Raw genomic sequence first — 12,313 nt, 5'->3', positions numbered from 1 at the left:
TCATCATTCATCATTCATAATTTATAATTCAGCTATGGCTCTTTTAGGAAACATGCTTAAAAGTGGCATTCGCTTGACGAATGTCGTCCGGTTGCGAACGGCTTCCCCTTTTCGGCAGCAACGGAAAACGTTTCGGAAATTAGTCCGGAAAGCACAGTTCACGAAGTTCGGGGAGGCCTATCGCTTTGAGGAGTTACTCCGGTCGGCCGAGTTTGGCCCTGCCCGCGAGTTCTACGAAAAGTACAAGCAACAGGTGCCTATCCATGACTATAATAGGATGTTCGATGGCTGGTGGCACCGGACGCTGGCCAACGAAAAAAACGTAACCTGGCCGGGTAAAGTAAAGTATTTTGCCCTGAGTTCGGGTACGTCGGAGGCCTCCACCAAATACATTCCCGTTACCCGGGCCATGACCAAGGCCATCAAACGGACGGGTGTCCGGCAGATTCTGACGCTTGGCCGATACCAGAACTTACCCCCAACCCTGTACGAGAAAGGGTGCCTGATGCTGGGAGGCAGTACCCAGTTAAACAGGCGGGAGGGCCATTTTGAAGGCGACCTCAGTGGCATTACAGCGGGTAAAATTCCCATCTGGTTCGAGCGGTTTTACAAGCCGGGCCGGAACATTGCTCAGGAACGCGACTGGGCACTGAAGCTGGACGAAATCACGGAACAGGCAGGGAAGTGGGATATTGGGTACGTGGTGGGCGTTCCCGCCTGGATTCAGTTGCTAATGGAAAAGATCATTGCCCGCTATAACGTCAAAACTATTCACGACGTATGGCCTAATCTGATGGTTTTTTGTCATGGCGGGGTTTCGTTTGAGCCGTATAAAGCGGGTTTCTCTAAGCTCCTGGCGCACCCCATTACTTACATCGAGACCTATTTAGCTTCGGAAGGGTTCATTGCGTACCAGACGCATCCGGATGCGCGTGGGATGCAACTGGTGCTTAACAACGGGCTGTTTTTTGAGTTCATCCCGTTCAACGAGCAGAACTTTTCACCCGATGGCGAACTGGTGGAGAAGCCCAAAACACTCATGATTGACGAGGTAGAGGAAGGTAAAGAATATGCCCTGCTCATTTCGACCTGCTCCGGTGCCTGGCGCTATTTAATTGGTGATACCATCCGGTTCATCGATCCGAAACGGGCCGAAATCGTCATTACGGGCCGTACCAAGCACTTCCTGAGCCTGTGTGGTGAACACCTGTCGGTGGATAATATGAATAAGGCCATTGAAACCGTAGCCGATGCCCTGGGCATTTCGGTGCGGGAGTTTACAGTGGCGGGTGTAACGCACGATACGCTGTTTGCCCATCAATGGTACATCGGCACTGACGATGCCGTGGATGCTAACGAGTTTCGCAATCAGCTCGATGCCAAGTTGAAGGTGCTCAATGACGATTACGCCGTGGAGCGTAAACACGCGCTTAAAGACATCAGCGTGACGGTGTTGCCCACAAAAACCTTCTACGACTGGATGGCCTCAAAAGGAAAAATGGGCGGTCAGCACAAATTCCCCCGCGTCCTGAAAAAAGATATGGTGAAGGAGTGGGAAACGTTCTTAGGTAAATGATGAATTATAAATGATGAATGCCCACAAATCATTCATCATTCGATACTCACCAGTTCAACGCTTTCTGCAATGGTTCGAGCAACCGCGAATAGGTGATGTTGGCGGCTCCGATCAAGAAAACGATACCGGTTGTGCGGTTGAATATCTTGACGACGCGTGGCGTAAAGAGCCGTTTGAGCCGATTGGCGTAATAAGCCAGGGCCGTTTCGGTAGCGAACACACCCACCAGGGCAGCAATCATAAACCCGTATTGCTGGGCATCGGAGTAGTGCAGGTGCGAGCGAATATACGCCACTATAGCTACCCAGGCCACAAAATTGACCGGGTTGAGCGCGTTCAGAAAAAAGCCGGTCGTGAAGTAATACACGAAATTACCAAACCGGGTTTTGGGATAGGCCAGCCGGGGCGTTCCTTTCAGGATATTGACCAGACCCAGGGCAATCAGAAAGACAACGCCCACTACCGCCATCAGATTCTCGAACCACTGCGCCTTTGGGATAAAGGCCGTTCCCAGCAAAGCCGCTGCAACAAACAGAATATCGCCGACAATAACGCCAAAAATGATTTTCATCCCCGACCGAAATCCGTTGTCGACACTATTCTGAATCAGGGCAAAAAACACCGTCCCGAACGTCAGGCAAAGGGCGGCACCCAGCAGAAAACCAAGGAGTATAGGAAGAAACAAAATCAGTTTACAGTTTGCGGTTTGTAATTTACGGTTCCTGGTTTAAGCCGGGCCACTGGCACGGTTGGGGTGGTATGTTGGCTACTTTATGCGTAAGCCAACCGTGCGACGGACCGCCGTAAACCTCAAACCGTAAACCATAAACCCGGTACCATGTTTAAATTCCCCGCAACCGGGCCACGATTAACAGGCCGCTTACGCTGAGCGAATCGGTAATCTGACTGCTCATCGCCATCTGTACCGCGTCGGCTAAGGGAAGTTTCCAGACACGCAGGTCTTCGGTTTCTTCCGGGGCGTGTTCGCCCTGCTGCAGGTCTTCGGCAATGTACAGAAACCCTTCCTCGTCGGTAGCCGAGTTGGACGTATGAATCCGGGCAATCTTAGTCCATTTGCTGGCTTCGAGTCCTGTTTCCTCTTTCAGTTCGCGCCGGGCCGATTCGAGCGGGTCCGTACCAAGCGGAGAACCTCCTTCGGGAATTTCCCACGAATATTCATTGAGCGGATACCGGTACTGGCCAACGAGGTAAGTATTCCCATCGGCATCAATCGGGATGACACCCACCGCTTTGTTCTTAAAACTAACCACGCCGTAGATGCCGGGTGTTCCGGCTGGGGTCACCACGTCTTCGTGCCGGATGGCCAACCAGGGGTTTTCGTAGGTAACCGACGATTGGAGCGTTTGCCAGGGGTTTTCAGTCGAGTTCATGCGGACGAAAGTACAAACATTCCCGCTACGAATGGTTAACTTTGTCTAAACTAACCGCCACCAGCTACCCTTCATGAGTGCCAGTCAACAAACAAAATACCGCTGGATGGGCATCTCATTGGGACTGAGTATCGTTCTGCTGGTCCTTAAATTCACGGCCTATTTCCTGACCTATTCAACGGCTATTCTGACGGATGCGGTCGAATCCATCGTCAACGTAATTGCCAGTGGATTTGCGTTTTACAGCATCTACCTAGCCAATCAGCCCGCTGACCAAAACCATCCCTACGGACACGGGAAAATCGAGTTTTTATCGGCGGGGTTCGAGGGGTCAATGATTCTGTCGGCGGGGCTGGTCATTATGTGGCAGGCTATCCTTAGCTTTTTCGAGCCGAAAACGCTCACGCACCTCGACTGGGGTATCGCTCTGGTGGGGCTTACGGCCATCGCCAACGCCTTTGTGGGCTGGATGCTCATCCGAACGGGTCGGCAGGCTGACTCTGCCGCGCTGACTGCCGACGGCAAGCACCTGCTCACCGATACGGTTAGTAGTATAGTAGTCATAATTGGGGTTGGTCTGGTGGCGCTGACGGGTAAAGGGTGGATTGACAGCGCCCTATCGGTCGTGTTGGCCATCGTCATTATTTACAACGGATTTATGATTACCCGTCAGTCGGTGGCCCGGCTCATGGACGAGACCGATGTGCCAACGCTGCACCGGGTAGTCAATTTGCTGAATGTTCACCGGGACCACAACTGGATTGACGTGCATAACCTGCGCGTTCAGAAATACGGTGCCGACCTGCATATAGACTGCCATCTGACGCTTCCCTATTACTGGGAACTGACGCAGGTACACAACGAAGTTCACCACTTTGAAAATACCCTGAAAGCAGGGTTTCAGGGTGAAGTTGAAATTTTCGTTCACACTGATCCCTGCATAAAAGAGTGCTGCCATTACTGCCGGGTAGCCAACTGCCCCGTGCGGGCCTTCGCCTTTGTGGGCGACGTTAACTGGACGGCCGAAAATTTGCCCCTGAATCAGAAGCACTTCGTGCCGCTAGTAGCTCCTGCAGCCTCCGGTTAGGCGTAAATGGTTATGCAACCGTATTGGTCAGCGTACCAATTCCTTCAATCGTAATGCTTACTTCATCGCCGGAACGGAGCGTGAAATCGTCACCCGGTACAATGCCGGTGCCGGTCATCAGGTAGCAGCCGTTCGGAAATGAACACTCGCGGTAGAGGTATTCAACCAGTTCGGTATGTTGCCGCTTCATCTGGTTGATGGCGATATTGTTAGTAAAAACGGCCTGCCCATTGCGCACAATTTCGAGTCGAATCTGGGTGTCTGGGGCTATAGGGGCTTCGGGGACGTGCAGGCAGGGACCTAAAGCCGCGCTGCCGTCGTATGACTTGGCCTGCGGTAGGTACAGCGGATTTTCGCCTTCGATGCTCCGCGAACTCATGTCATTGCCACAGGTGTACCCCACAATTTTGCCGGATGAACTGATGAACAGCGTTAGCTCCGGTTCCGGTACATCCCAGGTCGAGTCGGCGCGGATACGCACGTTGCCGCCCGGACCCACGACGCGTTCGGCGGTGGCTTTAAAAAACAATTCGGGCCGCTCGGCATCGTAGACACGATCATAAAAGTTGTCCCCTCCGGACTTCTTCGACTCTTCCATGCGGGCATTGCGGCTGCGCAGGTACGTAACACCCGATGCCCACACTTCCTGGCGGCCAATGGGGGCCAGCAGTCCCGTTTTTGTCCAGTCCTGGTATTCATCGCCGGGTGTAGCGGTGGCAATCAATTTCTGCAAATGAGCATGAAGGTCGTCGCGGTTGATCAGCGTGTCCCAATCGGCAACGGGCACGGCATAAAATTGATTCTGGGACTCAATAACGAAGCCGGAGCGGGTTTTGTAAAGTTTCATGGAAAGAAATAATGTACAATCTACAAAGATTTCTTGCAGTAGACTTTACTCTATCGTACTATTGCGATGTATTAATTCAGACTTATAACTGATGGGCCTGTAACCGACATGGGATTAGCGAAAACCGACCTGTTTACCAATCAGCAAAACCGCGTGGCAGAACTGGCCAAAGCCTTTGCCCATCCGGCCAGGGTGGCTATTTTGCAATTGCTGGCCGAGAAAAAAGCCTGCGTCTGTGGTGATTTGGTAGACGAACTGCCACTGGCGCAGGCTACGGTATCCCAGCATTTAAAAGAACTCAAACGCATTGGCATCATTAAGGGCGATATTGACCCACCCCGCGTGTGCTACTGCATCAATGAGCCAGTCTGGGAAGAAGCCCGGCAGGTATTTGGGCAGCTACTGGATACGTTTCGGGTGGAACAAAGTTGTTGTTAAAGAAATGCAGGTATCCTGGACTTCAGTCCGGCAATCGTAGGTTAGTGTTTCCAGCCACAACCCAGCCCATGGTTACCGGACTGAAGTCCGGAATACCTGATAAATCGTAGCTATTTTTTTGCCTTTACCAATCGTAATAGTACGATAAATTAAACCACATTAACCATGAACACAGCCGAAGAACTCAAGGAACTAGTACGCCAGAAATACGGCCAAATTGCCCAGGCCGAAAACGCACAGGGTGTAGCCGTTGGTGGGTGTAGTCCGGGACCCTCCAGTCCGGGACCCTCCAGTTGTTGCGGGCCAGCCGCAACAGATGCTTCTTATAGCATTTTGATGAATGACGAATACGCGTCGGTAGAGGGGTATGCGGTTGAAGCCGATTTGGAATTGGGCTGCGGCCTGCCCACGCAGTTTGCCCACATAAAGGCCGGTGATGTGGTTGTTGACCTTGGTTCGGGTGCGGGGAACGATTGCTTCGTGGCGCGTGCCGAAACGGGTGAAACGGGCCGGGTAATTGGCCTCGATATGACGCCTGCCATGATAGACCGCGCCCGCAAAAATGCCAAAACGCTGGGCTATGCCAATGCGGAATTTGTGTACGGCGACATTGAAGAAATGCCCCTGCCCGAATCGCTGGCCGATGTGGTTGTGAGTAACTGCGTCATGAACCTCGTGCCCGATCAGAAAGCCTTTGCCGAAACGTACCGTATTTTGAAGCCGGGTGGCCATTTCAGCATGTCGGATATTGTGCTGGTCGGTGACTTGCCCGATGGATTACGGCGCGACGCCGAACTGTATGCGGGTTGTGTGTCGGGGGCAATTTCGGAACAGGATTACCTGCGCCTAGTGGCCGAAGCTGGTTTTACGGGCGTGTTGGTGCAAAAGCGGAAGGAAATCAATTTACCCGACCAGCTTTTGCTCAACTACCTTAGCCCGGATGCGTTGCAGCAGTACAAAATCAGCTCGGAGCAAGGCATTTTCAGCATTACGGTGTATGCGGAAAAACCGGGTACTTTGCAGCCAAAACCCTGTTGTGAAGCTTCTGCCAATAAGGTAACTGGAGCTGCCTGTTGCTGATTTTATGCTCATTTCTGCCCGTACATTTATTGAATTATGAGCACAACTATGGCTATAATCATTCAACCTGCCCGCCCGGAAAATTTGCCTGAGCTAGTACAGCTGCTAACCCAAAATCAATTACCCGTTGAGGATCTACCAGTCGATTTGCCCAATTTCTGGCTGGCCTTTGACGGAGAAAAACTCGTTGGTTCTATCGGGGTTGACGTCTACGAAAACGTTGGCCTGCTACGCTCGCTATGTGTGGATGCAACCCATCGGAACCGCCCCGTTGCCCGCCAGTTGTGCGACCGGGCATTTGACGAAGCGAAAAGACAGGCTATCAGTACCTTATATTTGCTCACCACTACTGCCGACCAGTATTTTCAACGTCTGGGTTTTGCGCCGGTAGACCGCTCTACCGTACCCGATGCCATCACGAAAACCAGTCAATTCAGTAGCCTTTGTCCATCCTCGGCCACTGTGATGAAACTAACACAGGCTGTATGAAACGAATTTTGGTGCTTTGCACGGGCAACTCGACCCGCAGCCAGATGGCACATGGGTATTTGCAACGCTTTGCCGGAACGAATGCCGACGTACTGAGTGCGGGCGTCGAAACGCACGGCCTGAACCCGAAAGCGGTGCAGGTTATGGCGGAAGATGGCGTAGATATCAGTCATCATACCTCCAACCTGGTGGATGAATACGCTCACCTGCCCATTGATTTTGTGATTACCGTGTGCGACAGTGCCAATGAGCGTTGCCCGGTCTGGATTGGCCGGACGCACCGCACACACCACAATTTTGAAGACCCGTCAAAAGTAACGGGCGACCCGGAAGTGGTCATGAACAACTACCGGCGTATCCGCGACCAGATTAAGGCATTCAGTCAGGCGTTTATTGAGCTGAACGTACCGGTTTGAGTGAGTTGCCAGGCGGTTTTGACGGCTAAAAGCCGTATCTTGTACGATGCTTGCCGGAAAGCAGGCATCGTACCATAATGCTCCAAAAAACCAGAGGAATCGCCCTCAGCTACATCCGCTACCGCGAAACCTCCATTATCGCCCGCATCTATACCGAAGAGTTCGGTCTGCAAAGTTACATTGTCAATAGTGTACGAACGGCCCGCAGCAAGAACAATCGGATTGCCCTGTTTCAACCGCTGACATTGCTGGAAATGGTCGTGTATAATAAACCCGACCGGGATTTGCATCGAATATCAGAAGTGAAGACCAGTGCCCCGTTTCAGAGCCTTCCGTTCGACGTGTCTAAGTCGACTATTGCGATGTTCGTGACGGAGTTTCTGAACAAGGTACTGAAGGAGGAAGCCAGTAGCCCTATGCTCTTCCGGTTTCTGGTTGAATCCGTGCTGTTCCTAGAGGAGGCCCAACTGAACTACGAGAATTTTCATATCGCTTTCCTGCTAAAGCTGTCGTTTTTTCTGGGCTTCGGTCCGGAGTCGGCCCGTGAGTTCGAGGGCCAGCTCCGCGAAAATGCCTACCCTTTTTTACCCGACAATGAGATGGACACGGCGCTGAACATCATGCTTCGGCAATCGTTGGGAACACCCATCAAACTAAGCCGGGCCGCCCGAAACGAACTTCTTGATGCCCTGGTTGCCTACTACCATATTCATATCGACTCCCTCGGCGAAGTGAAGTCATTACCCGTGCTGCGGGAAGTGCTAGGGTAGAAGGAAAGCGCTTGCTCGTTTAACTGGAAACCATTCCGGTACGCTTCTGTACACAAAAAAATGATAAAACGATCAATTGCGTCTGTTCTGATCAGTGCCTTACTCTGCGCCTGTAACGGAGAAACGAAGAAAAACGATGGCGGAGGATTGTCCGGGTCACTCGTTGGGACCTGGCAGTTGCTGTCGGGTACGCTGATTGAAAAAGGGGATACGTCGGTGACGGATTACACAAAAAACACCTCCTTCATCAAAATCATCAACGGCTCCCACTTCGCTTTCTTAAAACATAGCGTGAACAAAGACTCGGCGGCTAATTATGATTCAGGAGGGGGGCGGTACACCCTCGTGGATAGTTCGTACACCGAGCACCTGGAGTACTGCAACGAGCGGGAGTGGGAGGGCCATGACTTCACCTTCACCGTTTCCCTGAAAAATGATACCCTCGTTCAACGGGGTATCGAAAAAATAGAAAAGGCGGGTATCGACCGGTTGAATATCGAGAAATACGTGCGGTTGAAAAACTGAACGCGTAAGCTGTCTGTAAAACACAGAAACGCCGGGCTTTCAGGAGCCCGGCGTTTCTGTATCCATCTGTGCAAAAATAAAGACTATTCGTTGGCAGCTTCGATGGCGGCCTGAGCTTCCAGTGCTTCAATAGCCGATTTGTTCTTTTCGGCATACTCATCGCGCTGCTCTTCAAAGTGAGTAAAAATGTTGGATACGGCATCAACATTTTCGGCTACTTTGCTGTGCATCTCGCCAAGGTTTTTCTCCAGGAACCTGTCGTTCAACCCGTTCATATTGTCTACCTCAATTTTACCAATCTTCTCGATCAGGGCTGTTTGACTATTCTGTAGGTCTTCCAGTTCACGAACAATCTTGTTCATCAACTCAAACTTTTGTAGCTTATCCATTGTGCTTTTAATTAAGTACTGGATTAATAACTCCTGATGAGGCAAATGGTTTGACTTGATACATTCTCACCCGGTTATTCTCACCTCATTCGGGTTTCCGGGTGCTGTTCGCAACAAAGAACGCCGGACTTTCTAGTCCGGCGTTCCTGGGTTACCTACTGAGTTTATCCTTCGCTGGGCGGGTCGAGTGGGGTAATCTTCTTTTTGCCCAATACGTCGTCGATGGTTGCTTCGGCATCGGGGAAGTTGGCTTTCAGCATGTCTGATAACTGCTCTTTCAGCTTGTCGAAATAATCCGGAGCATGGTCAACGGCTCCTTCGGCTTCCGTTTTGAGCTGCATCCCTTTTTCTTTCAAATCAGTCATCAGTTTCTGGCCATCTTCCGACTGAGCGTATTTGTTAAGGGCCACTCCGGCGGCTGCGCCAAGGATAAAGGTGGCCAAATGTTTCGCGTTGACAGGCATGATTTCTACGTAGTTAGATTATGAACGAAACCTACCGAAAAGTTTTGACAAAGCAACACAAAGAAAGTACGTACCTATGCACTAGTGGTGAACTCCGCAAGAATCGGGTTTTTCTGCTACGGACTTATGGTGACTTTTGTACAGGTAAACGTCAACCAAATGAACACCAGCAACGCCTACACCTACCGGCAGATTGCCCGCGCCATCGAGCACCTGACCACCCACTTCCGGGAGCAGCCATCCCTGAGCGAACTAGCCGAAAAGGCCAACCTGAGCGAGTTTCATTTCCAGCGTCTTTTCACCGAATGGGCGGGGGTAAGTCCCAAGAAATTCGGACAATACATGACGCTCGAACACGCCAAAGCCCGACTCCGAAACGGTGCTCCCCTTGCCGATGCGGCCTATGAAGCGGGCCTTTCCGGTACGGGTCGTCTCCACGATTTATTTGTGAGCATCGAAGGCGTAACGCCGGGGCAGTTTCGGCAGGCGGGTTTGGGGATAGTGCTTTCGTATGGCGTGTTCGATAGTCCGTTCGGGCATTACGTGTTGGGCACTATAAGCGGAAAAATTGCGCTGCTGCACTTCTTGAGCGAAGGCGATGAACCCGAAACGATTCTGGTAACGGCCTGGCCCGAAGTAACCCTCCAGCACGAACCTGCCTTGCTGCAACCGCTGGCCGACCAGATTTTTTCATCTCCTGCAGCGAACGGCGCGGTACAAAAAGACCGGTTACCGGTTCTGCTGCGTGGCTCGGCGTTTCAGCTCAAAGTGTGGGAAGCCCTGCTGAAAATCCCCGAAGGCCACTTGGCCAGTTACGACCGGATTGCCGAAGCTATCGGGCAACCGACGGCTTCGCGGGCAGTAGGAACGGCCATTGGCAGCAACCCCGTTGGCTACCTGATTCCCTGCCATCGGGTTATCAAAAAGACTGGCCTCTTCGGTGGGTACCGATGGGGAGCAGAACGTAAACAGGCGATGCTTGGCTGGGAAGCCGCCCGAACCGATTCTCATTCGTAACGCATGGATACGTATACGCTCAACTGGACGGACCATCTGCAGACTTTATCCGAAAGGGGATTTGCGCTGTTGCCACCCCTTCTCTCGGCCGATGAGTGCCGTAAACTAGCTTTTTTGTTCGACCTACACGAGCACTTTCGTAAAACGATTGTAATGCAAAAGCATGGCTTTGGCCGGGGTAAATACAACTACTTCAACTATCCGCTGCCACCCACTATTGATGCGCTTCGACACGAACTATACCGGCAATTAGCCCCGGTTGCCAACGACTGGAACGGGAAACTCGGCATTACCCAACGTTATCCAAACACGCTGGATGAGTGGCTAGCCATTTGTCACGAAGCCGGACAGAACCGCCCCACACCGTTGATGCTGCAATACGGCACGGGCGACTGGAATGCCCTCCATCAGGACATGTACGGCGAGTTGTACTTTCCGTTTCAGGCCGTGTTGATGCTGAGTGAACCAGGCCCCGAATTTTTGGGGGGCGAGTTTGTGCTGATGGAGCAGCGGCCCCGGATGCAGTCGCGGGCCATTGTCCTGCAACCCAGCCAGGGTCAGGTTGTGTTGTTTACCACAAAATTCAGACCCGAGAAAGGGACGCGGGGTTATTACCGCATCGGGCTGCGGCACGGCGTCAGCGAAGTGAAAAGCGGGCAGCGTATGACCTTGGGTCTGATTTTTCATGATGCACGATAAGCTGGATGGTAAAACATACTGACCTGGGACCAACTCGTTACACTCAGGTAAAAGCATTGGCCAGACTGAAACGAAGTGGTAATATTACGCTGGCTGGCCATGCCCCCGGAAAAATATATGGCCGTCTGAATTGCCGGGCCGGGAAACGGATGAAAACGGACAATCGGGTATTTTTTCGCGATGCAGCAGAGGCAATGACCCAGGGTTTTCGGCCTTGCGCCATTTGCATGCGGGCAGCGTACCGGGCGTGGGTACCGACTACTCAGTAATCCTTGTTACTACCCTCTTTTTCTCCTAAACTTGTCAGACTGAGTTGCTTTCAAAGCCTGTTCACCTGATGAGTTGTCCATGAAAAATATCTCCCGCTGGGCCAGCCGCCACACCCGTACGGCTATTCTGTTATTAGTAATATGCGAAGTCGGTAACGCGGTCAATGGCCTGTTGCTGGGTATGAATCTGCTGGACGACTGGTCTGAAGGCGGGTTGCTACTTTCGGTTGCCGGGTTACTGACCGGGGCATTCTTCCTGCAAACCCAATCGGCACGGGTAGCTAGCATGCCTTATTGGGTCGGACGAAGGTGGCTGTTTGGGGCATTCATGACCAACTTTTTCCTGTTCGTCCTGCTGGGTGGATTATGGGCTTCTGGTGTTCAAACCCCCACTGCCAGCCATACCGCATGGGGTAGTAGAGAAATAATCATGCGGTCGGACACGCTCGTACGTCCGAAGGATGCCCGGTCTACAAACCCGGCTTATTACGAAGAACGAACGGTGATAAACGAGCAGCCCGTTGGTAATCAGGCGGGCAAGCGAGTGGGGTTTGTACTACTGTTCCTGCTGGGTATTATACTGAGCGGTTACGCAGTTGGGCTGGCCTGTAATCTGGCCTGCGCTGGAAATGGCGCATTTGCTTTCGTCGTTGCTCTCTTGGGTACGGGTATATTGGCGGGTAGTTTCTTCCTGCTGAGTCGTGCTTTTGGTAAAGTCGTCAAGCCCTGGAAGCAGATGAACCGACTTGAACGAAAGCGAACGTATGTACGTGCTTTATTTCTGTTAGGTGGTTTTTTTGCGCTATCCATATTACTGGGCCGCATTTTTAACTAGAAAACGGGTTTTAGTTTTACC

17 protein-coding genes are annotated in these 12,313 nt (G+C 52.0%); 12 read left to right on the top strand and 5 right to left on the bottom strand.

The window, feature by feature from the left end; all coding sequences use genetic code 11:
• The first annotated feature begins 34 nt into the window (after positions 1-34).
• A complete protein-coding gene (locus B156_RS0109360) occupies positions 35-1,576 on the top strand; it encodes a GH3 family acyl-acid amido synthetase (RefSeq protein ID WP_026260723.1) in 1,542 nt (513 codons plus the stop codon).
• Between the two features lie 46 nt (positions 1,577-1,622).
• Here B156_RS0109360 and B156_RS0109355 read toward each other — a convergent pair whose 3' ends face one another.
• Positions 1,623-2,261 carry a LysE family translocator gene (locus tag B156_RS0109355; protein ID WP_018619425.1) on the bottom strand — a complete coding sequence of 213 codons (639 nt, stop codon included), beginning with the start codon at positions 2,259-2,261 and terminating at the stop codon, positions 1,623-1,625.
• Positions 2,262-2,418: 157 nt separating this feature from the next.
• Positions 2,419-2,967, bottom strand: coding sequence for an NUDIX domain-containing protein (locus B156_RS0109350; RefSeq protein WP_018619424.1), 549 nt, complete (start codon positions 2,965-2,967; stop codon positions 2,419-2,421).
• 73 nt (positions 2,968-3,040) lie between these two features.
• Here B156_RS0109350 and B156_RS0109345 point away from each other — a divergent pair, with 73 nt between their 5' ends.
• A complete protein-coding gene (locus tag B156_RS0109345; protein WP_018619423.1) occupies positions 3,041-4,054 on the top strand; it encodes a cation diffusion facilitator family transporter in 1,014 nt (337 codons plus the stop codon).
• 10 nt (positions 4,055-4,064) lie between these two features.
• Here the strand turns inward: B156_RS0109345 and B156_RS0109340 are convergent, their stop codons facing one another.
• Positions 4,065-4,901: a fumarylacetoacetate hydrolase family protein gene (locus tag B156_RS0109340; protein WP_018619422.1), complete on the bottom strand. Its 837-nt coding sequence runs from the start codon at positions 4,899-4,901 to the stop codon at positions 4,065-4,067.
• A gap of 108 nt (positions 4,902-5,009) precedes the next feature.
• Here B156_RS0109340 and B156_RS0109335 point away from each other — a divergent pair, with 108 nt between their 5' ends.
• From B156_RS0109335 to B156_RS0109310, 6 genes are all read left to right on the top strand, one after another.
• On the top strand, positions 5,010-5,339 hold the full coding sequence (locus B156_RS0109335) for an ArsR/SmtB family transcription factor (RefSeq protein WP_018619421.1): 330 nt from the start codon (positions 5,010-5,012) through the stop codon (positions 5,337-5,339).
• A 165-nt stretch (positions 5,340-5,504) separates the two neighbouring features.
• Positions 5,505-6,419 carry an arsenite methyltransferase gene (gene arsM / locus B156_RS0109330; protein WP_018619420.1) on the top strand — a complete coding sequence of 305 codons (915 nt, stop codon included), beginning with the start codon at positions 5,505-5,507 and terminating at the stop codon, positions 6,417-6,419.
• A gap of 36 nt (positions 6,420-6,455) precedes the next feature.
• Complete coding sequence (gene arsN2 / locus B156_RS0109325) at positions 6,456-6,908, top strand: arsenic resistance N-acetyltransferase ArsN2 (RefSeq protein ID WP_245563708.1); 453 nt, start codon at positions 6,456-6,458, stop codon at positions 6,906-6,908.
• Positions 6,905-7,324, top strand: coding sequence for an arsenate reductase ArsC (locus tag B156_RS0109320; protein WP_018619418.1), 420 nt, complete (start codon positions 6,905-6,907; stop codon positions 7,322-7,324). The genes arsN2 and B156_RS0109320 overlap by 4 nt, the downstream gene beginning before the upstream one ends.
• 77 nt (positions 7,325-7,401) lie before the next feature.
• Positions 7,402-8,094 (top strand): DNA repair protein RecO, encoded by a 693-nt coding sequence (gene recO, locus B156_RS0109315; RefSeq protein WP_018619417.1) that lies wholly within the window; start codon positions 7,402-7,404, stop codon positions 8,092-8,094.
• A 60-nt stretch (positions 8,095-8,154) separates the two neighbouring features.
• Positions 8,155-8,619 (top strand): hypothetical protein, encoded by a 465-nt coding sequence (locus B156_RS0109310; protein WP_018619416.1) that lies wholly within the window; start codon positions 8,155-8,157, stop codon positions 8,617-8,619.
• An 83-nt stretch (positions 8,620-8,702) separates the two neighbouring features.
• Here B156_RS0109310 and B156_RS0109305 read toward each other — a convergent pair whose 3' ends face one another.
• Positions 8,703-9,008 (bottom strand): hypothetical protein, encoded by a 306-nt coding sequence (locus tag B156_RS0109305; protein ID WP_018619415.1) that lies wholly within the window; start codon positions 9,006-9,008, stop codon positions 8,703-8,705.
• A gap of 164 nt (positions 9,009-9,172) precedes the next feature.
• Positions 9,173-9,472, bottom strand: coding sequence for a YtxH domain-containing protein (locus B156_RS0109300; protein WP_018619414.1), 300 nt, complete (start codon positions 9,470-9,472; stop codon positions 9,173-9,175).
• Positions 9,473-9,631: 159 nt separating this feature from the next.
• On the opposite strand from B156_RS0109300, the gene B156_RS0109295 reads away from it, so the two are divergent.
• The 4 genes from B156_RS0109295 to B156_RS0109280 all read left to right on the top strand — a co-directional run bounded on the left by B156_RS0109295 (position 9,632) and on the right by B156_RS0109280 (position 12,292).
• On the top strand, positions 9,632-10,489 hold the full coding sequence (locus B156_RS0109295) for a methylated-DNA--[protein]-cysteine S-methyltransferase (RefSeq protein WP_026260721.1): 858 nt from the start codon (positions 9,632-9,634) through the stop codon (positions 10,487-10,489).
• 3 nt (positions 10,490-10,492) lie between these two features.
• The gene (locus tag B156_RS0109290; protein ID WP_018619412.1) at positions 10,493-11,188 is read left to right on the top strand and encodes a 2OG-Fe(II) oxygenase; all 696 of its coding nucleotides are present in this window, start codon (positions 10,493-10,495) and stop codon (positions 11,186-11,188) included.
• Positions 11,189-11,193: 5 nt separating this feature from the next.
• Positions 11,194-11,457 (top strand): Ada metal-binding domain-containing protein, encoded by a 264-nt coding sequence (locus tag B156_RS32385; protein ID WP_018619411.1) that lies wholly within the window; start codon positions 11,194-11,196, stop codon positions 11,455-11,457.
• Positions 11,458-11,536: 79 nt separating this feature from the next.
• Positions 11,537-12,292, top strand: a complete 756-nt coding sequence (locus tag B156_RS0109280) for a hypothetical protein (RefSeq protein WP_018619410.1) — start codon at positions 11,537-11,539, stop codon at positions 12,290-12,292.
• Positions 12,293-12,313: the final 21 nt, after the last annotated feature.

Origin of the sequence: Spirosoma luteum DSM 19990 (assembly GCF_000374065.1) — a bacterium.
Taxonomy (GTDB): Bacteria; Bacteroidota; Bacteroidia; order Cytophagales; family Spirosomataceae; genus Spirosoma; species Spirosoma luteum.
This window is presented reverse-complemented; position numbering and strand designations above follow the sequence as displayed.

Excerpts from the sequence above, each read along its gene's own strand:
- B156_RS0109360 (WP_026260723.1), top strand. The coding sequence starts at position 35 with ATGGCTCTTTTAGGAAACATGCTTAAAAGTGGCATTCGCTTGACGAAT.
- B156_RS0109350 (WP_018619424.1), bottom strand. The coding sequence starts at position 2,967 with ATGAACTCGACTGAAAACCCCTGGCAAACGCTCCAATCGTCGGTTACC.
- B156_RS0109345 (WP_018619423.1), top strand. The coding sequence starts at position 3,041 with ATGAGTGCCAGTCAACAAACAAAATACCGCTGGATGGGCATCTCATTG.
- B156_RS0109340 (WP_018619422.1), bottom strand. The coding sequence starts at position 4,901 with ATGAAACTTTACAAAACCCGCTCCGGCTTCGTTATTGAGTCCCAGAAT.
- B156_RS0109335 (WP_018619421.1), top strand. The coding sequence starts at position 5,010 with ATGGGATTAGCGAAAACCGACCTGTTTACCAATCAGCAAAACCGCGTG.
- arsM (WP_018619420.1), top strand. The coding sequence starts at position 5,505 with ATGAACACAGCCGAAGAACTCAAGGAACTAGTACGCCAGAAATACGGC.
- arsN2 (WP_245563708.1), top strand. The coding sequence starts at position 6,456 with ATGAGCACAACTATGGCTATAATCATTCAACCTGCCCGCCCGGAAAAT.
- B156_RS0109320 (WP_018619418.1), top strand. The coding sequence starts at position 6,905 with ATGAAACGAATTTTGGTGCTTTGCACGGGCAACTCGACCCGCAGCCAG.
- recO (WP_018619417.1), top strand. The coding sequence starts at position 7,402 with ATGCTCCAAAAAACCAGAGGAATCGCCCTCAGCTACATCCGCTACCGC.
- B156_RS0109310 (WP_018619416.1), top strand. The coding sequence starts at position 8,155 with ATGATAAAACGATCAATTGCGTCTGTTCTGATCAGTGCCTTACTCTGC.
- B156_RS0109305 (WP_018619415.1), bottom strand. The coding sequence starts at position 9,008 with ATGGATAAGCTACAAAAGTTTGAGTTGATGAACAAGATTGTTCGTGAA.
- B156_RS0109300 (WP_018619414.1), bottom strand. The coding sequence starts at position 9,472 with ATGCCTGTCAACGCGAAACATTTGGCCACCTTTATCCTTGGCGCAGCC.
- B156_RS0109295 (WP_026260721.1), top strand. The coding sequence starts at position 9,632 with ATGAACACCAGCAACGCCTACACCTACCGGCAGATTGCCCGCGCCATC.
- B156_RS0109290 (WP_018619412.1), top strand. The coding sequence starts at position 10,493 with ATGGATACGTATACGCTCAACTGGACGGACCATCTGCAGACTTTATCC.
- B156_RS32385 (WP_018619411.1), top strand. The coding sequence starts at position 11,194 with ATGGTAAAACATACTGACCTGGGACCAACTCGTTACACTCAGGTAAAA.
- B156_RS0109280 (WP_018619410.1), top strand. The coding sequence starts at position 11,537 with ATGAAAAATATCTCCCGCTGGGCCAGCCGCCACACCCGTACGGCTATT.